Source organism: Glutamicibacter sp. FR1 (assembly GCF_047300825.1).
Lineage (GTDB): Bacteria > Actinomycetota > Actinomycetes > Actinomycetales > Micrococcaceae > Glutamicibacter > Glutamicibacter nicotianae.
Window position 1 is genome coordinate 1,110,542 of the sequence record NZ_CP178602.1, and the last position, 22,550, is coordinate 1,133,091.

General features: G+C 67.9%; 16 protein-coding genes. 12 read left to right on the plus strand and 4 right to left on the minus strand.

The genetic code is table 11. From position 1 onward, the window contains the following. Positions 1-5 precede the first annotated feature (5 nt). The 3 genes from ACLQ8T_RS05330 to ACLQ8T_RS05340 form a co-directional block, all read right to left on the minus strand. Positions 6-3,941 carry a Pls/PosA family non-ribosomal peptide synthetase gene (locus ACLQ8T_RS05330; protein ID WP_413455914.1) on the minus strand — a complete coding sequence of 1,312 codons (3,936 nt, stop codon included), beginning with the start codon at positions 3,939-3,941 and terminating at the stop codon, positions 6-8. Positions 3,942-4,106: 165 nt separating this feature from the next. Further along, a complete protein-coding gene (locus tag ACLQ8T_RS05335) occupies positions 4,107-5,030 on the minus strand; it encodes an amidohydrolase family protein (RefSeq protein WP_413455915.1) in 924 nt (307 codons plus the stop codon). Between the two features lie 16 nt (positions 5,031-5,046). Then, positions 5,047-6,015 carry a quinone oxidoreductase family protein gene (locus ACLQ8T_RS05340; protein WP_413455916.1) on the minus strand — a complete coding sequence of 323 codons (969 nt, stop codon included), beginning with the start codon at positions 6,013-6,015 and terminating at the stop codon, positions 5,047-5,049. 217 nt (positions 6,016-6,232) lie between these two features. Here ACLQ8T_RS05340 and argC point away from each other — a divergent pair, with 217 nt between their 5' ends. From argC to ACLQ8T_RS05375, 7 genes are all read left to right on the plus strand, one after another. After that, the gene (gene argC / locus ACLQ8T_RS05345; protein ID WP_413455917.1) at positions 6,233-7,264 is read left to right on the plus strand and encodes an N-acetyl-gamma-glutamyl-phosphate reductase; all 1,032 of its coding nucleotides are present in this window, start codon (positions 6,233-6,235) and stop codon (positions 7,262-7,264) included. Continuing rightward, positions 7,261-8,475 (plus strand): bifunctional glutamate N-acetyltransferase/amino-acid acetyltransferase ArgJ, encoded by a 1,215-nt coding sequence (argJ, locus tag ACLQ8T_RS05350; RefSeq protein ID WP_413455918.1) that lies wholly within the window; start codon positions 7,261-7,263, stop codon positions 8,473-8,475. Before argC ends, argJ begins: the two co-directional genes overlap by 4 nt. Before the next feature lie 22 nt (positions 8,476-8,497). Further along, positions 8,498-9,472, plus strand: a complete 975-nt coding sequence (gene argB, locus ACLQ8T_RS05355; RefSeq protein ID WP_413455919.1) for an acetylglutamate kinase — start codon at positions 8,498-8,500, stop codon at positions 9,470-9,472. Continuing rightward, positions 9,469-10,734: an acetylornithine transaminase gene (locus tag ACLQ8T_RS05360; RefSeq protein ID WP_413455920.1), complete on the plus strand. Its 1,266-nt coding sequence runs from the start codon at positions 9,469-9,471 to the stop codon at positions 10,732-10,734. The genes argB and ACLQ8T_RS05360 overlap by 4 nt, the downstream gene beginning before the upstream one ends. A 52-nt stretch (positions 10,735-10,786) precedes the next feature. Further along, complete coding sequence (argF, locus tag ACLQ8T_RS05365) at positions 10,787-11,746, plus strand: ornithine carbamoyltransferase (protein WP_413455921.1); 960 nt, start codon at positions 10,787-10,789, stop codon at positions 11,744-11,746. 1 nt (position 11,747) lies between these two features. Continuing rightward, positions 11,748-12,251: an arginine repressor gene (locus tag ACLQ8T_RS05370; RefSeq protein WP_038993670.1), complete on the plus strand. Its 504-nt coding sequence runs from the start codon at positions 11,748-11,750 to the stop codon at positions 12,249-12,251. An 82-nt stretch (positions 12,252-12,333) separates the two neighbouring features. Then, positions 12,334-14,307, plus strand: a complete 1,974-nt coding sequence (locus ACLQ8T_RS05375) for a hypothetical protein (RefSeq protein ID WP_413455922.1) — start codon at positions 12,334-12,336, stop codon at positions 14,305-14,307. An 81-nt stretch (positions 14,308-14,388) separates the two neighbouring features. On the opposite strand, the gene ACLQ8T_RS05380 is transcribed toward ACLQ8T_RS05375, so the two are convergent. Further along, positions 14,389-14,940, minus strand: a complete 552-nt coding sequence (locus ACLQ8T_RS05380; protein ID WP_204721450.1) for a macro domain-containing protein — start codon at positions 14,938-14,940, stop codon at positions 14,389-14,391. A gap of 253 nt (positions 14,941-15,193) precedes the next feature. Here ACLQ8T_RS05380 and argH point away from each other — a divergent pair, with 253 nt between their 5' ends. The 5 genes from argH to tyrS all read left to right on the plus strand — a co-directional run bounded on the left by argH (position 15,194) and on the right by tyrS (position 22,145). Continuing rightward, the gene (gene argH / locus ACLQ8T_RS05385) at positions 15,194-16,609 is read left to right on the plus strand and encodes an argininosuccinate lyase (RefSeq protein ID WP_204721452.1); all 1,416 of its coding nucleotides are present in this window, start codon (positions 15,194-15,196) and stop codon (positions 16,607-16,609) included. 134 nt (positions 16,610-16,743) lie between these two features. Continuing rightward, the gene (locus ACLQ8T_RS05390; RefSeq protein WP_413455923.1) at positions 16,744-17,484 is read left to right on the plus strand and encodes a maleylpyruvate isomerase family mycothiol-dependent enzyme; all 741 of its coding nucleotides are present in this window, start codon (positions 16,744-16,746) and stop codon (positions 17,482-17,484) included. A 107-nt stretch (positions 17,485-17,591) separates the two neighbouring features. Further along, positions 17,592-18,140, plus strand: a complete 549-nt coding sequence (locus ACLQ8T_RS05395; protein WP_413455924.1) for an adenine phosphoribosyltransferase — start codon at positions 17,592-17,594, stop codon at positions 18,138-18,140. 217 nt (positions 18,141-18,357) lie between these two features. Next, a complete protein-coding gene (locus tag ACLQ8T_RS05400; protein ID WP_413455925.1) occupies positions 18,358-20,640 on the plus strand; it encodes a HelD family protein in 2,283 nt (760 codons plus the stop codon). 185 nt (positions 20,641-20,825) lie between these two features. Further along, the gene (gene tyrS / locus ACLQ8T_RS05405; protein ID WP_413455926.1) at positions 20,826-22,145 is read left to right on the plus strand and encodes a tyrosine--tRNA ligase; all 1,320 of its coding nucleotides are present in this window, start codon (positions 20,826-20,828) and stop codon (positions 22,143-22,145) included. Positions 22,146-22,550 lie beyond the last annotated feature (405 nt).

Below are 22,550 nucleotides of genomic sequence, written 5' to 3' on the forward strand. Positions count from 1 at the left end.
ATTCCTCAGGCTTGCTGGTCAACGGGCTGCTCGGCGCCGCGTGGGTGCTCGATGTTCCAGCGTACCGCCGGATTGCCGCGCCAGTAGGTATTGGCCGGCAGCACCTCGCCGCGCAGCACCAGGCTTGCAGGTCCGGTGGTGGTGCCCTCGCAAATCCGTGCGGCGGGCAGGATCACGCTGTGCGGGCCGAGCGTGGCCCCGGCGCCCAGGGACACCGCGTCGATGGACATGATGCGGTCGTGGAACAGGTGGGTCTGCAGCACGCAGCCGCGGTTCACCGTGGCATGGTCTTCCAGCGTCACCAGGTCCGCTTCCGGGAACCAGTAGCTTTCGCACCACACGCCGTGCCCGATCTTCGCCCCTTGCGCGCGCAGGAACCAGACCAGCGCCGGGGTGCCTGACGCCAGGCGGGCGAACCACTGCGCGCAGACCAGCTCGGTGAACGAGTCCACCATTTCGGTGCGCCAGATGAAGGAGCTCCACAGCGCATGCTCCCCGGGACGGATCACTCCGACCACCAGCCACTTAGCGGCCACGGCCACCAGCGCGGCGATAGCCCCGGCGGCCACCAGCACGGCCCCGGAGAGCAGGATCGCCGCCAGCGGTCCGGCGTAGGAGGCCAGGGCGGAGAGCGCAAAGAGCACGCCGCCGGCAATAGCTACGGTGGTCAGCACCGCCAGTCCGCGGGTCAGCTCCCAGGCCGCGCGCATCACCTTGAGCTTGAGGGTCGGGCGGTAGGTCAGATCGCTGTTGCCTTCCACGGTGGTGCGGCGCAGCTTATGCGGAGGCGAGCCGATCCACGAGGTGCCGGCCTTCATCTTCTTCGGCGTGGCCGAGAGCACCGCGATCAGCGAACGCTTGGGCACCCGGCGCCCGGCATGCAGGATTCCGGAGTTGCCCAGGAAGGCCTTCTTGCCCACGCGGACCGGGGCGATGTGCATCCACCCGCCGCCGAGCTCGTAGGAGGCGACCATGGTGTCATCGGCCAGGAAAGCGCCGGAGGAAATGGTGGTCATCTTCGGGATGAGCAGCACTGTGGAGATCTCCACATCGCGGCCCACCTTCGCCCCGAGCAGGCGCAGCCAGATCGGGGTGAACAGCGAGGCGTAGAGCGGGAAAAGCTGCTCGCGGGCGGTATCCAGGACCCGTTCGGTGGCCCAGGCCTGCCAGCCCACCCGGGAGGTCACCGGATGCCAGCCTTCCACCAGGCCGATGGACAGCAGCCTGATAATCACGATGACCACCACCATGTTCGAAAGGAACCACACGGCCGCGCCCAGGGCCACGGCCGGAATGAACAGCCAGCCGATGCCGGTCAGCGACTGCGCCGAGCGCAGCATCGGGGCGATGGCCAGCAGCGCCGCGATGACAGGGATCCACTGGGCCAGGTTCAATGCGAGCGAGCCGAGTCCGCCCAGCACGCGGGGCAGCTTCTTGTACTCGGGTTCGGCCAGCGGCCACTTCGGCTTCGCCTTGCCCTCGCGCTGCGCCGGGGAGCCGGCGTAGCGCGAATGGCTGCGCGCCGGTCCGTAGATGGCGGATCCGGCTTCCACGATGGTGTGCGCGCCGATGGAGGCGCCGGGGGCCAGGGTGCTGCGCGCCCCGATGGAGGCATGCGCGCCCACCTCGATGGCACCCACATGCAGCTTGTCGCCGTCGATCCAGTAGCCCGAGACATCCACCTCGGGTTCGATGGTCGCCCCGGGGCCGACGGTGAGCAGGCCGGTGACCGGCGGCAGGGTGTGCAAGGTGGCGGTGCGGTCGATCTTCGCCCCGAGCATCCGGGCGTACCAGGGCAGCAGCGGAGCCGAAGCCAGGGACACCGGATCCACCACATCGGCAATGTGCTGGGCCAGCCACAGCCGCAGGTGCATCGAGCCAGAGCGCGGGTAGGTGCCCGGCACCAGGCCGCGCAACAGCATCTTGGTGGCGGCGATGGACAGGCCCATGCGCCCGATCGGGGTCACGAAAACCAGCCACAAGCCGGCCAGCACGTACCAGGGCACCGGCAGGGCAGCCTCGAATACGCCGAGGGCGAGAAGCAGCAGGTGGCCGAGCATCAGGTAGGTGAACCAGCGCAGGCCCGAAAGGATGAACAGCGGGATGGAGACCAGGGACTGGGCCCACTGGGTTCCGCGCTTGGTGCGCGTGACGGTGCGCGGTTCGGCCGGGGCGGCGGCCTGCTGCTGCCCGCCGAGGTATTCCACCAGGGCGCCAAAGCGCGGGTAGTCATAGAGCTGGGCGACGGTCAGATCCGGGTAGCGGGCGCGCAGGGCCGAGACCAGCTGGGCCGCTGCCAGCGAGCCGCCGCCGGAGGCGAAGAAATCGGCGTCCATGCCGGTCGCCGGGGCGCCCAGGGCGCCGCGCCAGGCCTCGGCAATGAACTGGCCGGTGCCATCGAGCTCCGGCAGGCTGCCGGCATCGGCATCATCTCCGGCGCCCGGCAGCGGCCAGGGCAGCGCGTTGCGGTCCACCTTGCCGCTGGTCTTCATCGGCAGGGTGTCCATCACCGCCAGGATCGGCACCATCGGAGCTGGCAGGTCGGCCAGCAGCGTGGTGCGCGCCGCGGCCAGGTCGTAATCCGCGGCGGCCTGCAGGTAGCCGACCAGCACCTTGTTGCCGGTGGCGGTTTCGCGCACCGCCACCGCGGCGGAGGAAACTTCGGGAAGGGAATTCAGCGCGGCGTCGATTTCGCCCAGCTCGATGCGCCGGCCGCCGATCTTCACCTGGTCGTCCACGCGGCCGATGAAGATCAGGCCCAACGGGTCGTTGACCACCATGTCGCCCGAGCGGTAGGCGCGATCCCAGCCCAGGGTGGGCATCGGCGCGTACTTCTCGGCGTCCTTCTCCGGATCCAGATAGCGGGCCAGGCCCACGCCGCCGATGATCAGCTCGCCCGATTCGCGCTCGGCCACCGGGATCCCGTCGGGGTCGACCACGGCCAGGTCCCAGCCGTCCAGCGGCAGGCCGATGCGCACCGGCACGCTGCCATCCATAGTGGCGCCGCAGGCCACCACGGTGGCCTCGGTTGGCCCGTAGGTGTTCCACACTTCGCGGCCCTCGGTGGCTAGGCGTCCGGCCAGTTCCGGAGGGCAGGCTTCACCGCCGAAGATCAGCAGGCGCACCGATTCCAGCGCCTGCGCCGGCCACAGCGCGGCCAGCGTCGGGACGGTGGACACCGCGGTGATGGAACGGGAAATCAGCCAGGGGCCCAGATCCATGCCGCTGCGCACCAGCGCGCGCGGGGCAGGCACCAGGCAGGAGCCGTTGCGCCAGGCGATCCACATTTCCTCGCAGGAGGCGTCGAAGGCCACCGACAGCCCGGCCAGCACGCGGTCGGTGGTGTTCAGCGGATCGCCGGGAAGGAACATCTTCGCTTCGGCGTCCACGAAGGCGGCGGCCGAACGATGGGTGACCGCGACGCCCTTGGGCTTGCCGGTGGAACCGGAGGTGAAGATGATCCAGGCGTCGTCTTCAAGGCCGGGCATGCGCGGGGCGGGGAAGGGCTTGGGGCGCTGCGCGCTGGCCACGATCGTGTCGGTGCCCTTGACGATGCCTGCCACCTGGGCCTCGGTGAATACGGTCTTGGCACGCTCATCGGGGTCGTCGGCATCCACCGGGACATAGGCGGCGCCGATCCACATGATCGCGAGGATCCATTCGTACAGGTGCCGGGTGCCCGATTCCACGCGCACGCCGATGCGGTCGCCCGCGCCAAGGCCCTGCTCGTGCAGCCGCCGGGCCTTGTCCTTGACCTCGTCCAGGAGTTCCGCGTAGCTTTCCACGCGCTGCCCGTCGTCGATGGCCGGCGCATCGGGGTGGGCTCCGGCGGTGGCCTGCAGGATGTCCATGAGGGTGCGCGCAGGCGGCGCCAGGGCACCGGAGGGGAACTGGGGTGGGTGGATTGGTGCATCCGGCGCTGGAGTTTGTCCGTTATCCATGCTGATCGGATCCGTCCCTTCACTAAAGAGCGTGTCGGTCCGCTGGGGGAGAGCGGTCCGGAAGTGAAGCGGATCCTGGAGGGGTGGAACGCGGGGTTCCATCAACCATTAAAGCGTGCCGCGGGCGGACCGCCGCAAGAATATGGTTGAACTGTCATGCATCTCTCAACTGTTGCGCACCGCCTGCAGCAGCCTGCGCGGGGTATCGTGCAGCACGTCGCGCATCCATTGGGTGCCCAGCGACCAGGATTCCAGCGCCTGGATCTGGTGGCTGTAGGAATAGGGGATATTCGGGAAGTCGGAGCCGAACACGATCTTGTGCGAGAGCCCGGCCACGAGCTGCGGATATTCCGCCGGCAGCGGGGCGATGCGGTTCATGAACCCGGTGCCCACCATGGTGGTATCCAGGTAGACGTTGGGATTTTCTGCGGCCAGCTGCGCGAACTGCACGTAGTCGGGCAAGCCGGCATGGGCGACGACCAGCACCAGCTGCGGATGCCGGGCCACCAGTTCGCGGATCGGCTCGATCCCGGTGAACCGGCCGGCATGCGGCCCATGCCCGCAATGGATCACCACCGGCGTCCGGGCCTCGGCGACCAGCTCCCAGGCGCCTTCGAGCAGCGGATCGAGCGGGGTGAAGCCGCCCACCTGCACGTGCACCTTGAACAGCTGCACCCCCTCGGCCAGCGCGGTGCGCACCAGTTCGGCGGCCCCGGGCTCCGGGTAGAAGGTGCCCGAACGGATCGCCTCGGGATGGTGGTCCGCGAACTGCCGCGAGTACTCGTTGAGCCAGGCGGCCATGTCCGGGCGGTGGGCATAATTCAAGGTGCCGTAGGCGATCACGCCCAGTTCCTCCAGCGCGGTGACGCGCTGCGCTTCGGGCATCCGGTAGCTGATCGGCCACGGGTGCCCGGTGCGCTGCGCTTCGCCGTCGAAGTAGGACCAGACCTTGGCCAGCACGTTATCCGGCATGAAGTGCACGTGCAGGTCGATCAGCCCCGGGATGCCCAAGGCCTGCAGGTACGCCGGCACCTCCTCGTCGGTGGCGGGGCCGATGCCGGCGTGCCGGCCGAGTTGCTGCTCGTTCATGGTTGGGGATCCTGCGCTAGGGAACCAGAATGATCTTGCCGGTGGTGGCCCGCGATTCCAGCGCGGCGTGCGCCGCGGCGGCCTCGGCCAGCGGGTACTCGGCACCGATGCGCACATCGATCTGGCCGGCGGCGACCCAGCCGAAGATGTCGCCGAAGCGCCAGTGCAGCTCCTGCTCGGTGGCCAGGAAGTCGTCGAGCTTCGGACGGGTCACGCTCAGCGAGCCGCCGGCGTTCAGCCGCTGCAGGTTGAAGTCGGGCACCTGGCCGGAGGCGCCGCCGAAGAGCACCAGGGTGCCGCGCCGGCGCAGCGCCGCCAGCGAGGTCTCGAAGGTGTCCTTGCCGATGCCGTCGTAGACAGCATGCACTCCCGCCCCGCCGGTGGCCTGCTCGACGGTGGCCGCCACCTGGTCGTAGTCCACCACGTAGTCGGCTCCGGCGGCCCGGGCCAGGTCCTTCTTCTCCTGGGTGGAGGCGGTGGTGATCACCGTCGCCCCCTTGAGCTTGAGCAGCTGGGTGAGGATCAGGCCCACGCCGCCGGCGCCGGCATAGGTCAGCACCACGTCGCCGGAGCGCACCATGTAGCTCGAATGCACCAGGTAGTGCGCGGTCATGCCCTGCAGCGGCAGCGCGGCGGCGATATTCAGGTTCACCGCGTCGGGCACCTTGCCTGCCCGCTTGGCCTCCACCAGCGCGTACTGGGCGTAGCCCCGGGAGCCGGAGGCGGTGGCCACCCGGTCGCCGACCTTGTAGTTCTGCACTCCGTCGCCGATCTGCTCCACCACGCCGGAGAACTCGGTGCCCGGGGTGAAGGGGTAGTCCACCGCGTACACGCCGCTGCGCTGGTAGGTTTCGATGAAGTTCACCCCGGTGGCGGCGATCTTCACCAGCAGCTGGCCCGGTCCCGGGGCAGGGACCGGGATTTCTGCCGGCACCAGTCCGCTGGCGTCGGAGGGTTCGTTGACCACGATGGCTTGCTGCTGCATGGAATGGCGCTCCTTGGCTCTGCAGGTCTCGAAACCCTGCGTATCTGGATCCCGGCGCTCGATGCGCTCGATGCGCTCGATGCCGGGCGGTCACTACGGCCAGTGTAGGACTTCGGGCGGTCGTGCGGACGCCGCGCGGGTGGGTGTCGGGTTACGTGACGAAGAATTTTATGAATATTTATTAGCGTGTGTGAATATTTCGCGGTAGAATCTGGTCATGACGATTTCAGTAGCTGTTTCCGGCGCCAGCGGGTACGCCGGCGGCGAGGTCCTGCGCATCCTCGCGGCCCACCCAGAGGTAGAGATCGGCGCGATCACCGCGCATTCGCAGGCCGGGCAGCGCCTCGGCTCGATCGCCCCGCACCTGCATGCGCTCGCCGACCGGGTCCTGGTGGACACCACCGTGCAAAACCTCGCCGGGCACGACGTGGTGTTCCTGGCCCTGCCGCATGGAGCCTCGGCCGCCGTGGCCGCCGCCCTGCCCGAGAACACCCTGGTCATCGACGCCGGCGCCGACCACCGGCTGGAATCGGCCGCCGCCTGGGAGAAGTTCTACGGCTCGCAGCACGCAGGCTTCTGGCCCTATGGGCTGCCCGAGCTTCCCGGGCAGCGCCAGAAGCTCGCCGGCACCAAGCGCGTTGCGGTCCCCGGCTGCTACCCGACCGGTGCCCAGCTGGCTCTGGCTCCGGGCTTCGCCGCCGGGTTGCTGGAAGTCGACGACGTGGTCATCATCTCCGCCTCGGGCACCTCGGGCGCCGGCAAGTCGCTCAAGCCCCACCTGCTGGGCAGCGAGGCGATGGGCTCGATGAGCACCTACGGGGTGGGCGGCTCGCACCGCCACATCCCGGAAATGGAGCAGGGCTTCTCCAAGCTGGCTGGCGAAGATGTCACCGTCTCCTTCACCCCGACCCTGGCCCCGATGCCGCGTGGCATCCTGACCACCGCCACCGCGCGGGTGTTGCCGGGCGTATCCGCAGCGCAGCTGCGCGAGGCCTGGTCGGCCGCCTACGCCGGCGAGCTGTTCGTGCACCTGCTGCCCGAGGGCCAGTGGCCGACCACCGGCGCGGTGCTCGGCTCCAACCACGTCCAGCTGCAGCTGGCCTTCGACACGCACGCGAACCGCGTGATCGCCACCGCGGCGCTGGATAACCTGACCAAGGGCACCGCAGGTGCCGCCGTCCAGTCGATGAACATCGCGCTGGGACTGGAAGAAAACACCGGACTGCTCATGCAAGGAGTCGCACCGTGAGCCTCGCCTACGCCCCCACCCGCCGCTCGGCATCCGGCACCGGCGTCACCGCCCCGGCAGGCTTCGAGGCCGCCGGAGTGCCGGCAGGGCTGAAGTCCACCGGCAAGAACGACGTGGTCGTGGTGCGCAACCTCGGACCGCAGTTCACCGCCGCCGGCGTGTTCACCTCCAACCGCGTGGCCGCAGCCCCGGTGCACTGGTCCAAGCAGGTGCTGGCCGACGGCCGCATCGACGCGGTCGTGCTCAACTCCGGCGGAGCCAACGCCTGCACCGGCGCCGAAGGCTTCGCCAACACGCATAGGACCGCCGAATACGCCGCCGAGCTGCTCGCGGTTTCCGCCGGAGATGTGGCGGTGGCCTCCACCGGGCTGATCGGCATGCAGCTGCCCATGGACAAGCTGCTGCCCGGCGTGCAAGCAGCGGCCAGCGCCCTGGCCAGTGACCAGAACGCAGCCGATCAGGCCGCCGCGGGCATCATGACCACGGACACCGTGCCGAAGCTGGTTTCCCGCATCGTCGGGGCCCCGGGCTCCGGCCAGGTGGTCATCGGCGGCATGGCCAAGGGCGCGGGCATGCTCGCCCCGGCGCTGGCCACCATGCTCGTGGTGCTCACCACCGATGCGCAGCTGACCGCCGAGCAGGCCGATGCGGCCCTGCGCGCCGCCACCGCGATGAGCTTCGACCGCGCGGATTCCGATGGCTGCATGTCCACCAACGACACCGTGCTGCTGCTGGCCTCCGGCGCTTCGGGCACCACCCCGGACCTGGCCGACTTCACCGCCGCGCTGACCGACGCCTGCTGCGAGCTGGCGGCGAAGCTGATCGAGGACGCCGAAGGGGCGGACCACACCATCGCGATCCGCACCTACAACGCCGCCACCGAAGACGACGCGCTGGAAGTCTCCAAGGCCGTCTCGCGCTCCAACCTGGTCAAGACCGCGGTCTTCGGCAAGGACCCGAACTGGGGTCGGGTGCTCTCCGAGGTCGGCACCACCAAGGCGGCTTTCGAGCCCGACGAGCTGAACGTGTCGATCAACGGCGTGATGGTCTGCAAGAACGGCGGGGTCGGCGAAGACCGCGACCTGGTCTCCCTCGAGGAGCGCAATGTGCGCATCGAGATCGACCTGAACGCCGGCACCGAGGAAGCGACAGTGCTGACCAACGACCTGACCCACGACTACGTCCACGAGAACTCCGCCTACTCCAGCTAGGCAGAAGCAAGGGAATTCAGCTATGGCCCATACCGCCCGCACCAACCTGGATACCGCCCAGTCCAAGGCCGAAGCGCTGATCGAGGCGCTGCCCTGGATCCAGCGCTTCGCCGGGAGCACCATGGTCATCAAATACGGCGGCAACGCGATGGTCAACGACGAGCTGCGCCGCGCCTTCGCCGAGGACATCGTGTTCCTGCGCCACGCCGGGATCAACCCGGTCGTCGTGCACGGCGGCGGCCCGCAGATCAACAAGATGCTCGACACCCTCGGCATCGAATCCGAGTTCCGCGGCGGGCTGCGGGTGACCACCCCCGAAGCCATGGACGTGGTGCGGATGGTGCTCACCGGCCAGGTGCAGCGCGACTTGGTCGGCCTGATCAACTCGCACGGACCCTACTCGGTGGGCATGTCCGGCGAGGACGGCGCCACCTTGCAGGCGGTGCGCACCGGCACCATCGTCGACGGGCTGCCGGTGGATCTGGGGCTGGTCGGCGAGGTGACCCGCGTGCGCACCGACCAGGTCGACTCGCTGGTGGACGCCGGGATGATCCCGGTGATCTCCACCGTCGCCCCGGAGTTCGACGCCGACGGCGAGCCCACCGGTGCGGTGCTGAACGTCAACGCGGATACCGCCGCGGCGGCGCTGGCCACCGCGCTGGGCGCTGCCAAGCTGGTCATCCTCACCGACGTGGAGGGGCTGTACGCGGCCTGGCCGGACAAGTCCTCGCTGATCAGCTCGATCACCAACGACGAGCTGCGCACCATGCTGCCCAGCCTGGAATCGGGCATGATCCCGAAAATGGGCGCCTGCCTCAAGGCCGTCGACGAGGGCGTGGGCCAGGCCCACATCGTCGATGGCCGCCAGCCGCACTCGATGCTGCTGGAAATCTTCACCACCGCCGGCGTGGGCACCCAGGTGCTCCCCGCCGCCAACACACCAAGCAACACCGCTACGAACACCGCTACGAACACCGCACAGAAGGACGCCAAGTGAGCGAGCACGCCGACCCAACCACCGATTCCGCGCTGGCCGGCAGCGCAGCCGCCGAGGTGGCCGGGCTGAGCCAGCTTTCCTCGGCCGCACTGGCCGACCGCTACTCCAACTCCCTGCTGGGCGTCTTCGGCACCCCGCAGCGGGTGCTGGTGCGCGGATCGGGCTGCCACGTCTGGGATGCCGACGGCAACCAGTACCTGGATCTGCTCGGCGGCATCGCAGTGAACACCCTGGGCCACGGGCACCCGCTGCTCGCCTCGGTGATCTCCAGCCAGCTGGCCACCCTGGGCCATGTCTCGAACTTCTTCACCAGCCCCAGCCAGATCGCGCTGGCCGAGAAACTGCTGGAGATCTCCGCCGCCCCGGCCGGTTCCAAGGTGTTCTTCGCCAACTCCGGCACCGAAGCCAATGAGGCGGCGCTGAAGCTGACCCGGCGCAATGCCGGCACCGCCGAGGCTCCGCGCACCAAGGTGATCGCCCTTGAGCACGCCTTCCACGGCCGCACCCTCGGCGCGCTGTCGCTGACCTACAAGGAGAAGTACCGCGCCCCCTTCGCCCCGCTGCCGGGCAACGTGCACTGGATCGAGGCCGGGAATATCGAGGCGCTGCGCGCCGCGGTGGATGAGACCGTCTCGGCGGTGTTCATCGAGCCGATCCAGGGCGAGGCCGGGGTGCGGCTGCTCTCTGCCGAGTACCTGGCCGCCGCCCGGCAGATCACCCGCGAGGCCGGCGCGCTGCTGGTCTTCGACGAGGTGCAGACCGGCATGGGCCGCACCGGCTCGTTCTTCGCCTCCGCACCGGTGATCCCGGATGTGATGACGCTGGCCAAGGGCCTGGGCGGCGGCTTCCCGATCGGCGCGATGATCGTCTTCGGCGAGGAGAACACCCAGTGGCTGGCCCCGGGCGACCACGGCACCACCTTCGGCGGCAACCCAGTGGCCTGCGCCGCGGGCCTGGCGGTCATCCACACCATCGAAGCGCAGAACTTGCTGGCCCATGTGCGCACCACCGGCCAGTGGCTGCGCGAGCAGCTGGCGGGCATCGAGGGCATCTGTGCGGTGCGCGGCGCCGGGCTGCTCACCGCCTTCGAACTTCAATCCGCGAACGCGCCGAAGCTGGTGGCCGCGGCGCTGGATGCCGGCTTCATCGTGAACGCCACCGACGAGCGGACCATCCGCCTGGCCCCGCCGCTGGTGATCACCACCGAGCAGCTGGGCACCCTGATTGCCGCCCTGCCGCAGCTGATCAGCGCGGCCAGCTAGCCGCCGGAATGAACCTCGCCACCACCCCTGAGACGAGCAAAGGAATCACCCCATGAGCGCAACCCGCCACTTCTTGACCGACCTGGATTTCACCCCCGACGAGCAGTCCAAGGTGCTGGATCTGGCCGCGGCGATGAAGGCCGACAAATACGGCTACACCCCGTACGCCGGCCCGCAGACCGTCGCGGTCTTCTTCGACAAGACATCCACCCGCACCCGGGTCTCCTTCCACGCCGGCATCGCCGAACTGGGCGGCTCCCCGCTGATCATCAACTCCGCCGATTCGCAGCTGGGCCACAAGGAGTCCATCGCCGACTCCGCCAAGGTGCTTGAGCGCATGGTCTCCACCATCGTGTGGCGCACCTTCGCCCAGTCGGGCCTGGAGGAAATGGCCGCGAATTCCTCGGTGCCGGTGATCAACGCGCTGTCCGACGACTACCACCCCTGCCAGCTGATCGCCGACCTGCTCACCGTGCGCGAGCACAAGGGCAAGACCAAGGGGCTGACCATGAGCTACCTGGGCGACGCGGCGAACAACATGGCCAACTCCTACCTGCTGGCCGGGGTGACCGCCGGCATGCACGTGCGCATCGCCGGGCCCGAGGGGTACCTGCCCGAGGCGCGCATCGTCGAGGCCGCGCAGCAGCGCGCCGCGGAAACCGGGGGATCGGTCACGATCACCACCGATGCCGCCGCCGCGCTCGCCGACGCCGACGTGGTCGTCACCGACACCTGGGTCTCCATGGGCCAGGAGGACGAGAAGGAAGCACGGCTGAAGCTGTTCACCGGCTACTCGGTGACCGCGCAGGCGATGAAGCTGGCCAAGGACGACGCGATCGTGCTGCACTGCCTGCCGGCCTACCGCGGATACGAGATCGACGCGGAGGTGATCGACGGCCCGCAGTCGGTGGTGTTCGACGAGGCCGAGAACCGCGTGCACGCGCAGAAGGCGGTCATGACCTGGCTGATGGTCGCTTCAGGCCTGGCCGAAGACGACCGGGTGGAGCTCTAGGATGTCCGCCCAGCCCAGCACCAAGACCGCCCGCCAGGCCCGCATCCGCGCCTTCTTGGGAAACAACTCCGTCAAGTCCCAGGCCGAGCTGCTGGGCCTGCTCAAGGAGGACGGGCTCGAAGTCACCCAGGCCACGCTCTCGCGCGACCTGGTGGAAATCGGCGCGGTGCGCATCCGCGACAACTCCGGCCAGCTGATCTACGCGGTGCGCCAGGAAGGCGGGGACCGTTCCCCGCAGACCGCGATCACCCAGGAAGTGCTCGACGCGCGCCTGGCGAAGATCTGCGCCGAGCAGCTGGTCACCGCCGAAGCCAGCGGCAACATCGTGGTCCTGCGCACCCCGCCAGGCGCCGCGAACCTGCTGGCCCTGGCCATCGACCACTCGCAGATGCCCTCGATCCTGGGCTGCATCGCGGGGGATGACACCATCATGCTCACCACCCGCGCGGTCGACGGCGGCGCCGAAGTCGCCGCCCGCTTCCTGCAGCTGGCAGAGCCCCGCTAGGCGCTAGCGCCCAAGCCGCCGCGAACTTGTCCACAGTTCGCGGCGGCTTTGCCATGCCCGCCTCCGTAGCGCCGGAGGATCGGTGCATGGAACAACACGAACACGCCGGCACCCAAGGCACCGCAGGGCCTGCCGAGCCGGCCACCGGCCTGGGAGCCGTATTGGCCAGCACCGCAGAGCAGCTGGCCAGCGGAACCCCGCTGGATGCGGCCAGCCTGCTGCGTGCCGAGGCCGCGCGTGCCTGAACCTGTTCCAGCACCTCGGCGCCCAGGCCTCGCGCAGCACCGATCCGCGCCTTGCCCTGGCCCACGCCCACTTCACCGAAGCCTTTGGCCAGCAAGCCACCCGCGCCCTCATCATCGCCGCAAGCCTGGTCGAAACCACCGCCGCCCACGCCCTGGACCTCGATGAATTCGACCACCTGCGCGCGGGCACCACCGATTTCAGCGCCCCACCCCAATTCGCGCCCGGCCGCACCGTCTACCTGGATGCCGCCACCGTGCTCTCGCAGCTGCTGGACCTGAACTATTTCGAGGCCGACCGCCGCGTCAAGGACGCCCACCTGGTCCACGCCCGCAAGGACATCTCCGGCACCGCCTGCGCCCCGCGCTTCACCCTGCTCGCCGAGCACTTCGCAGCCCCCGCCCCCGGCCTGCTGGATGCCGGCTCGGCCACCGCCGGCACGAGTACCGCGGCGTCGTCCGCGCCCGCCGGCTGGGCCTTGCCGGAGCTGCACAACGCCCCGGACCCGCGCGAAGTGCTGAAAACCGCCCGTGCGCTGGACAAGTTCGAACCCGAAGACACCACCTTCGACGGCTTGCCCACCGCGGCGACCGCCAGGGCCGCCGACGGCGTCTTGCTGGAGGAGCACGCCGCCGCGCACCTGAAGGAAGACCGGATCCGCATCCGCCAAAAGCGCATCAACGGCTTGATCAAGGACTACAAGGACGCGCACGCTCAGGGCAAGACCCCGAAACTGGGCCTTTTCCGCGGCAAGGTGGTCAACGGCGTGCATGAATTCATCGTGCGCGTGCGGGAGATCGACGCGGAACTCTGGGAATCGCTGATCACGCAGGCCGACAACAAGCGCACCAAGGCCGGGGCCGCCGCCCGCCAAGCCGCAGACGCAGCAGATGCCGCCAGCGATGACCCGGCAGACGGCCAACGCTCCGGCAACAGCAGCTCAAATCAGCAACCCGGAGATGCCGGCGATCCGGCGGCCACCGGGCAGCCCACCGCCCGCAACGGAACAGAAGCCGCCGACGCGCCTGGCCGCGGGAACGATCGGCCAGCGCGCAATGGCACGACCGGGCAGGACGAGGCGTCCGACCGCCTCTGGCACAGCGGCCAACCTGCCCCGGACTGGGCGGGCATTGAGCCGGATGCCCCGCCAGAAGAATCCCCGCCAGGTGAAACCCCGTCAGGTGATGCCCATCCGGATCCGGACCCGCCGGGTAGGCCGAATCCGCAGGACCAGCTACCGGGGCTGCCGGACACCTGCTCGGTGCCCGAACGCCGACTCAACGCGCTGAACGCGATCCTGCGCCATACTGGCAGGGAAAGCAACGACCAACGCATCATCCCCGAAATCGTGGTGCACGCGCACCTCGAAGATCTCCAGGATCTCGCATCGCTCACCGGCGTCAGCGCCCACGGCGTGAAAATCCCAGCGCCGCAGCTGCGCACCATGCTCTGCGAAGCGAAAGTGCTCAGCCCGATCTACGACGCTGACGGGATGGTCATGGACATCGGCCGCGACGCCAGGTACTTCCCGCGCTGGATGAAGCTTGCCGCCCGCGACCGGGACGGCGGTTGCCTGGTCCCTGGCTGCACGCAGGACCCGGCCCTGCTCGAATTCCACCACTTCAGGCCATGGGCCAAGGGAGGCCGGACCCGGCTCCAGGACTGCTGCCCGCTGTGCGCAGCGCACCACACCATGGTCCACAGCGGCTACCTGAAAGTGGTCAAGGTCAGGGGACTGCCCCACATCATCCTGCCCAAGCACCTCGATCCGCTGCAACTGCCGCAACGCAACGCCTATTTCGCCCGAACCTAGCTTCCTGACCTGGCAAAACTGCCGCGCACTCGGTACCAAGTGCGCGGCAGTTTTCGTGCGTTGATGCCCGTCGGGAGGCGATCAGGCGGCAAGTTCCTCCACGGCGTCAAGCGAGAATGCGCGCTCGAAAGCTGCCTGTACCTCGTCGGTATGGGCCACCAGAATGATCTTGTGGATCGGTGAAATGTGCTTGTTGGTCTCGACCCACCGGCTGATAGCTGCATGGGCGATGTCGGCAACCTGTTCGGGATCCCATCCGAAGGCACCTGCGCCAATCGCCGGGAACGCGACCGAGTGGGCCTCATGGCGGGCCGCGACGTAGAGGGAGTTCACGAAGCAGTCATCGAGGATCTTCGGGTTCGGCTTGATCAGTGCCAGATTCGGAGCCGCGGTGTGCACGACCCACTTGGCCCGCAGATTTCCGGCCTTGGTGATGACGGCAATACCCGAGGGGATCCCGTCGGGGTAGCGGTTGGCGCGAATCTCCCGGCAGGCGGCCAGCAGGCTGGGGCCGGCAGCTGTATGGATGGCGCCATCGACGCCGCCTCCACCGAGCAGCGAAGGATTAGCCGCATTGACGATGGCATCAACATTCAGGGTGGTGATATCGCCCCGGTACAGCTGGATTTCCATTTGGTACCTCCGAAGAACGTTCCGTATCGGCTTTATGCTCACACCATACGCCCGGGCGCTGAGGACTGGAAGAGGCAAAACATAAGGTTTCCTGCGTGTTCCAGAACTCCATCGATCCTCGCCGCGCACGCCACGGCGGAAATCATGTAATGCATGAATCGGCACAACTTTGCATAAATATGAGTTGTATTGCATAAAGTTTTGCTAGAGTTGGGTGCAGTGCAACTTTTTTACCGGCAGAAAGGAACGGGCCATGGCCTCGTCAACAAATGAAGGATCGCTCTGGGGCGGTCGCTTCTCCGGCGGCCCAGCGGATGCAATGGCAGCGCTGAGCAAGTCCACCCACTTCGACTGGCGCCTGGCCAGCTACGACATTGCCGGATCCCGCGCCCATGCCAAGGTGCTCAATCGCGCTGGCCTGCTCACCGATGCCGAGCTGGCAGACATGATCACCGCGCTGGACCAGCTGGAAGCAGATGTGCTCTCCGAGGCCTACGTTGCGGCGCCCACCGACGAGGACGTCCACGGCTCGCTGGAGCGTGGGCTGCTGGAGCGCGCAGGAACCACCCTGGGCGGCAAGCTGCGCGCCGGCCGTTCGCGCAATGACCAGATTGCCACCTTGGGCCGCATGTTCCTGCGCGACCACGCGCGGATCATCGCCCGCGGCGTGATCGACACCCTCGACGCCATGGTCCAGCAGGCCAAAGCGCACCCGTATGCGCCGATGCCAGGCCGCACCCACCTGCAGCATGCCCAGCCGATCCTGCTCTCGCACCTGCTGCTGGCCTACTCCTGGCCGCTGCTGCGCGACGTGCAGCGCCTGATCGACTGGGACAAGCGCGCTGCCGTCTCGCCCTACGGCTCCGGTGCGCTGGCCGGCCAGACCCTGGGCCTGGATCCGAACTTCGTCGCCGCCGAGCTGGGCTTCGACTCCGCCGTGCACAACTCGATCGACGGCACCGCAGCCCGCGACGTGTTCGCCGAATTCTCCTGGATCGCCGCCATGATCGGCGTGGACCTGTCCCGCGTGAGCGAAGAAGTCATCCTCTGGGCCACCAAAGAATTCAGCTTCGTAAAGCTGCATGACTCCTTCTCCACCGGCTCCTCGATCATGCCGCAGAAGAAGAACCCGGACATCGCCGAGCTGGCCCGCGGCAAGGCAGGCCGGCTGATCGGCGATCTGACCGGGCTACTGGCCACGCTCAAGGCGCTGCCGCTGGCCTACAACCGCGACCTGCAGGAAGACAAGGAGCCGGTGTTCGACGCCGCGGACACCCTGGAACTCCTGTTGCCTGCGGTCGCCGGAATGATGGGCACTCTGACCTTCAACACCGAGCGCATGGCCGAGCTGGCCCCGCAGGGCTTCGCGCTGGCCACCGACATCGCCGAATGGCTGGTCCGCCAGGGCGTGCCGTTCCGCGACGCCCACGAGCTGTCCGGCGCGGCCGTGCAGCTGGCCGAATCTCGCGGCGTGGAACTGTGGGACCTGACTGACAAGGACTACGCCGGCATCTCCGAGCACCTGACCCCTGCAGTGCGCGAGGTGCTCTCCACCGAGGGCTCGCTGAACGCCCGCAACGGCCAGGGCGGCACCGCCCCGAGTGCCGTCGCGGCGCAGCTGGCAGAGTTCGAACGCCAGCTGGCGCAGATCAAGGACTGGGCCAAGTAGCACCGGGCACGCAGCCTGAGCGAAGCTGCAAGCGGCCGCCGATCGGGAAGAATCCCGCCCGGCGGCCGCTGCCGTTTCAACCACGGCATCCTGCCCTTGCGCACTTGCACCCGGTTCGCGCTAGAGTGTGCTTCATGACACAACTCCTGTCCCCAGCCGAACTGATCGCACAGGTCACCACCGCATTGGACGAGCTGACCGTGCAGCTGCGCGAGGTTCCGGCCACGCAGTACACCAAGCCGAGCTCGCTGCCGGGGTGGAGCACCGCACAGCTGATCGCGCACCTGGCCTCCTTCGCGAAGGCCGCCGTGCGCCAATTCGAGCACGCCGGAGCGGACCAGCTGCCCTCGATGTACGACGGCGGCGCCGAGGGCCGGATCGAGGCGATCAACATGACCGCGCTGATCCGCCCCGAATCCCTGCGTGCCTTGGCCGCCGACGGGTTGGCCCAGTTGCGCGCCGTCCTGCCCGGTGTCGAAGACCTCTGGGAGCAGCCGGTGGGGTACCGCCAAGGCGCCACGGTCGAGGACCTGATGTACGCGACCTGGCGCGAGATGCTGATCCACGCCACCGACCTGGACGAATTTGTCCGCCCGGCCGCCAGCTGGCCGGCGGCCTTCAGCGCGCACCTGTTCCGTGCGCTCGAAGCCCGCGTTCCGGAAGGGACCCGCCTGGTGCTGCAGCCGCATGGGAAGACCCCGATCGTGCTCGGGAACGGCTCGAAATCCTGGGTGCTCTCGGGCACGGATTTCGATCTGGCCGCCTGGATGGCTGGACGCCCGGCAGCCGGGCCGGTGCAGGTCACCGCGGCCGCCGATTCGGCCGCCGATCCGCAGCTGCTGCCCTGGCCCAGCGATCGGCTGATGGCCCGGTAGGCCACGCCGGGAGCTTCCGGAATGCCCCGACGCGGCGCAGGCGCCACCGCGAATGTGCTCATGATTATGCACGGTCGTGGGAAAAGCAGCGCGCAAAGGGACTAAAATTGGCAGACGTGACTACTTCTGAGAGCATTGGCGACCTGCTGGACCGACTGTGCGAGATCGTGCCCGACTACCCGCAGCCGGGGATCTCCTTCAAGGACCTCACCCCGGTCTTCGCCGACCCGGTCGGCCTGCGCCGCATGGTCGACGAGCTGATCGCCCCCTTCGAAGGGCAGTTCGACATCGTCGCGGGCCTCGAAGCGCGCGGTTTCGTGCTGGCCGCGGCGGCCGCCTACGCCTCGGGCAAGGGCATGCTGGCCATCCGCAAGGCAGGCAAGCTGCCGCGCGAGGTCTACCGCGACGAGTACACCCTGGAGTACGGCACCAGCTGCCTGGAGGTGCACAAGGACGAGATCGCCCCGGGCACCCGCGTGCTGATCCTCGACGACGTGCTTGCCACCGGCGGCACCGTGGGTTCGGCGGTCCGCCTGCTCCGGCAGGCCGGCGCGCAGATCGTCGGCGTCGGCGTCGTGCTGGAACTCGATGGCCTGGATGGCCGCACCAAGCTGGAGGGGCAGCAGGTGGTGTCCTTGCAGGTCGTGCATTCCTGAACCCCTGTGGGCGGGTAACAATCCGCCACGGTTCCACGCCGCTTGCGAACAACCCTCTGGCGGGCCCGGGCGGCGCACGGGCAGCGGTGCGCGGGATTACTTGCGCGGGCCAAAAGGCGCGTATCATTATCTGTCCTGCGTTTTCACGCGGGAACCGTTGCACGCAGGGCCCTGCGCCCTGCGCACGGGCACATCTTGAGCGCGAGGGGAAACTGGGTTGACCGACACCATCGAGGCCGATCTGCTAGCTGAATCCGAGTATGTGGGCCGCCTGTATGCGCGGCTGGACGAGTTGCGCGCCGAAAAGCTGGAGCAGCTGGAGCGCACCCGGGCCCAGGGAGCCGTGGGCACCTTCCAGAACATGTCCGAACGCGACTCCTTCGCCACCCTCTACGAGGACCGGATCGCCCAGCTCGACGCCGTCGAGGACCGCCTGGTCTTCGGCCGGCTGGACATGGCGGCCAACGGCCGGCAACGGCAGCCCGGCGACTCCGATTCCGCGGCCGCGCCGCGCTACATCGGCCGCATCGGCCTGTCCGACGAGGACCTGAATCGGCTGATGATCGACTGGCGGGCCAGCGAAGCCGCCCCGTTTTACCAGGCCACCGCGCTGAATCCGCGCGGGGTGCGCCGCCGCCGCCACCTGATGCTCAAGGGCCGGTCCGTGGCAGGCATCGAGGACGACGTGCTCGACGAGACCTGGCTGGACGAGGGGCACACGCACCACGGCGAAGGCGCGCTGATGGCCGCCCTGCGCGAGAAGCGCACCGGCCGCATGGGCGACATCGTCGGCACCATCCAGGCCGAGCAGGACGCGATCATCCGCGCACAGCTGCCCGGGGCAGTGGTGGTCCAGGGCGGCCCGGGCACCGGCAAGACCGCCGTCGCCCTGCACCGCGCGGCCTTTCTGCTCTACGAATACCGCGATCGGCTGAAGAACGCCGGCGTGCTGATCGTCGGCCCCTCCAACTCCTTCATGCGCTACATCGAGCGCGTGCTGCCCTCGCTGGGCGAGACCGGCGTGGTCATGTCCTCGGTGGGCGATCTCTACCACGGCATCCGCGCCGTGCCGGAAGCCAACCGCACCGTCGCCCGGCTCAAGGGCCAGCTGTCCATGGCCAAGGTGATCGCCAACGCGGTGCACAACCGCCAGCGGCTGATCCCGGAAAACCGGACCCTGGTGGTGGAGGGCACGCGCCTGACGCTGACCCCGAAGATGGTCAAGAACGCGCGCGAACGCGCCCGCCACACCCGCAAGCCGTACAACGAGGCTCGCGAGACCTTCGTCAAGGTGCTGGTGGGCGAGCTGGCCGAGCAGCTGCGCCGCAAGCTGGAGGAATCGGCCGGGCAGTCCTCGACCACCGACCGCTCCTACCTGCCGCAGGAGGTGCGCGAATCGCACGATGTGCGCGTGGCGCTGAACCTGTGCTGGATGCCGATGACCCCTCAGCAACTGGTGGCCGAGCTGTTCGCCACCCCGCACCTGTTGGCCGCCGCGGCGCCGCATCTGGCCGAGCACGAACGCGATGCCCTGTACCGCCGGGCCGGCTCGCCGTTCACCGAGTCCGACGTGCCGCTACTGGACGAGGCCGCCGGGCTGCTCGGCGACTTCGCCGACCCGCTGGAAGGCGCCCGCACCGCCCAGTACGAGGCCGATGTGGAGAACGCCAAGGCCGCCCTGCGCAATATGCACACGATGCTGGAAAACGCCGGCATCGACGGCGTGGTCACCGCGGAGCAGGTAGCCGGGGTGAACCAGGAAACCGCCGTGCGGCTCACCGCCGCCGAACGCGCGGTGGCCGACCGCACCTGGGCCTACGGGCATATCGTCGTCGACGAGGCGCAGGAGCTCTCGCCGATGCAGTGGCGCCTGCTGATTCGCCGCTGCCCGATGAAGTCCTTCACCATCGTCGGCGATATCGCCCAGACCTCGGCCGCCTCGGGCGCCAGTAGCTGGTCCCAGGCCCTGGAGCCGTTCTTCGGCGACCGCTTCGAACTCGAAGAACTGACCGTGAACTACCGCACCCCCGCGCAGATCGCCGACGCGGCGGTGCGCGTTGCCCAGGCCGCCGGCCTGCGCATCACCACCCCGCAGGCGGTCCGCGAGGGCGACTGGCCGCCGGTGCTGACCCGCACCACGGCCGACGGAGTGCAGGAGGCGGTGCTGGCCGCGCTGCGCGAAGAACTGGAGTATTCGGCCGGGGGACTGCAGGCGATCATCGTGCCGCAGCAGGACCTGGCCCGCATCCGCGCGGCGGTCGAGCAGGTCTACGGCGACCGCGTCGGCAGTGGCTCGGGCGGGTTGAGCCAGGACATCGTGGTGATCACCGCGCGCGAGTCCAAGGGCCTGGAATTCGATGGCGTGCTGATCTTGGAACCTGCCGAGCTGGTGGACGAGGTCGACGGCGGCGTCGGCGACTTGTATGTGGCGATGACCCGCACCACCCAGCGGCTGCACGTGGTCCACACCCGCGACCTGCCCGAGGGCATGGAAGCCTAGCGGCCCGCGCGGTTGCAGATGTGACCAAGGGACGGGCCGGGCAAGTGGCACGAGCCCGCCGGCAGGCGATAACCTTGAACCTGTGTGCCGGGAACGCAACCCCAACTCCCGGCGCGATCACAGGTGCACGCAGGAAAATGCGTGCACTCGGGGCAGAACGAAGACAGAAAATGGTCACAGTGAGCATGTCTGATACGAAGCAGAATCCCGTGATTGCGGGACAGAGCAACGACGCATCTTTCGAGAACGTCTGGCAGGAATTGAAGTGGCGCGGCCTGGTGCACGTGTCCACCGATGATGCCGAGCTGGAACGAGCCCTCTCCGAAGAATCTGTGACCTACTATTGCGGGTTCGATCCCACCGCGCCGTCTCTGCACCTGGGCAACCTGGTGCAGCTGCTGAACATGCGCCGCCTGCAGCTGGCCGGCCACAAGCCGCTGGCACTGGTGGGCGGTTCCACCGGCCTGATCGGCGATCCGCGGCAGACCGCGGAGCGCACCTTGAACACCAAGGAAACCGTGACCGAATGGGTCGCCAAGCTCCAGGCCCAGGTTTCCCGCTTCCTTTCCGCCGAGGGCGAGAACGCGGTGCGCCTGGTCAACAACCTGGACTGGACGCAGCAGCTGTCGGCCCTGGACTTCCTGCGCGATGTGGGCAAGTACTTCCGCGTGGGCACCATGATCAAGAAGGAGATCGTGGCCGCGCGCCTGAACTCCGACGAGGGCATCAGCTACACCGAGTTCTCCTACCAGGTGCTGCAGGGCTACGACTTCCTGGAGCTGAACCGGCAGTACGGCTGCACCCTGCAGACCGGCGGTTCGGACCAGTGGGGCAACCTGACCAGCGGCACCGACCTGATCCGCAAGGTCCAAGGCACCTCGGTTCACGCCTACGGCACCCCGCTGATCACTAACTCAGACGGCACCAAGTTCGGCAAGTCCGAGGGCAACGCCATCTGGCTGGATGCCGAGATGTGCAGCCCGTACACCTTCTACCAGTTCTGGCTGAACACCGCCGACGCCGACGTGATCGACCGGCTGAAGGTCTTCACCTTCCTGACCCGCGAGCAGATCGCGGAGTTGGAAACTGAGGTTGCCGAGCGCCCGTTCAAGCGCGTCGCCCAGCGCACCTTGGCCTGGGAGGTCACTTCCCTGGTCCACGGAGTGCAGGCCACCGAACAAGTGATCGCCGCTTCGGCTGCGGTCTTCGGCAATGGCGATCTTGGCGCAATCGATCTTCCTACCCTGGAATCGGTCATCGCCGAGCTGCCTTCGGCAAAGGTCGCCGCGGACGATCTGGGCATCCTGAATGTCCTGGTGGCATCGGGCCTGAGCAAGTCATTGTCCGAAGCGCGCCGCACGGTAGCCGAAGGTGGCGCCTACGTGAACAACGCCAAGGTCGACGGCATCGAAACCGAACTGGCCGAGTCGGACTTCCTGCATGGCCGGTACGCGATCGTGCGCCGCGGCAAGAAGAACATGGCAGTGGCTGAACTGGTCAAGTAAGGCCCGCGAACAGCTGCAATACACGAAACCGCCAGAAAAACTTGTGAACCAAGACACTTTTCTGGCGGTTTTGTTGTACCAAACTAGCAAAATTCCTAGTCAAGCTCGAAATAATAAGGGAAAACAAGCCTGCTGGCCGATTTTGCTTCGTGGTGGGATGCGTGTAGAGTTTTATCTCGCGCCGCTGATCCGGAGGGCCTGAAAAGGCGAGTCGGAAACAGCGGGGTGAACCAGCCTGAAACGCCGAGTTGACAATGGTCAACGCGGTGGTAAGCTGGAAAAGTTGCTCCGGAGCGAAGCAGTGGCCACCAAGAGTGGCTGGTGTGGTGTCGAGAGTGTTTGTTGTTTGAGAACTCAATAGTGTGCCAAGTTTGTTGATACCGAATATTTTTATTTGGTGAATAC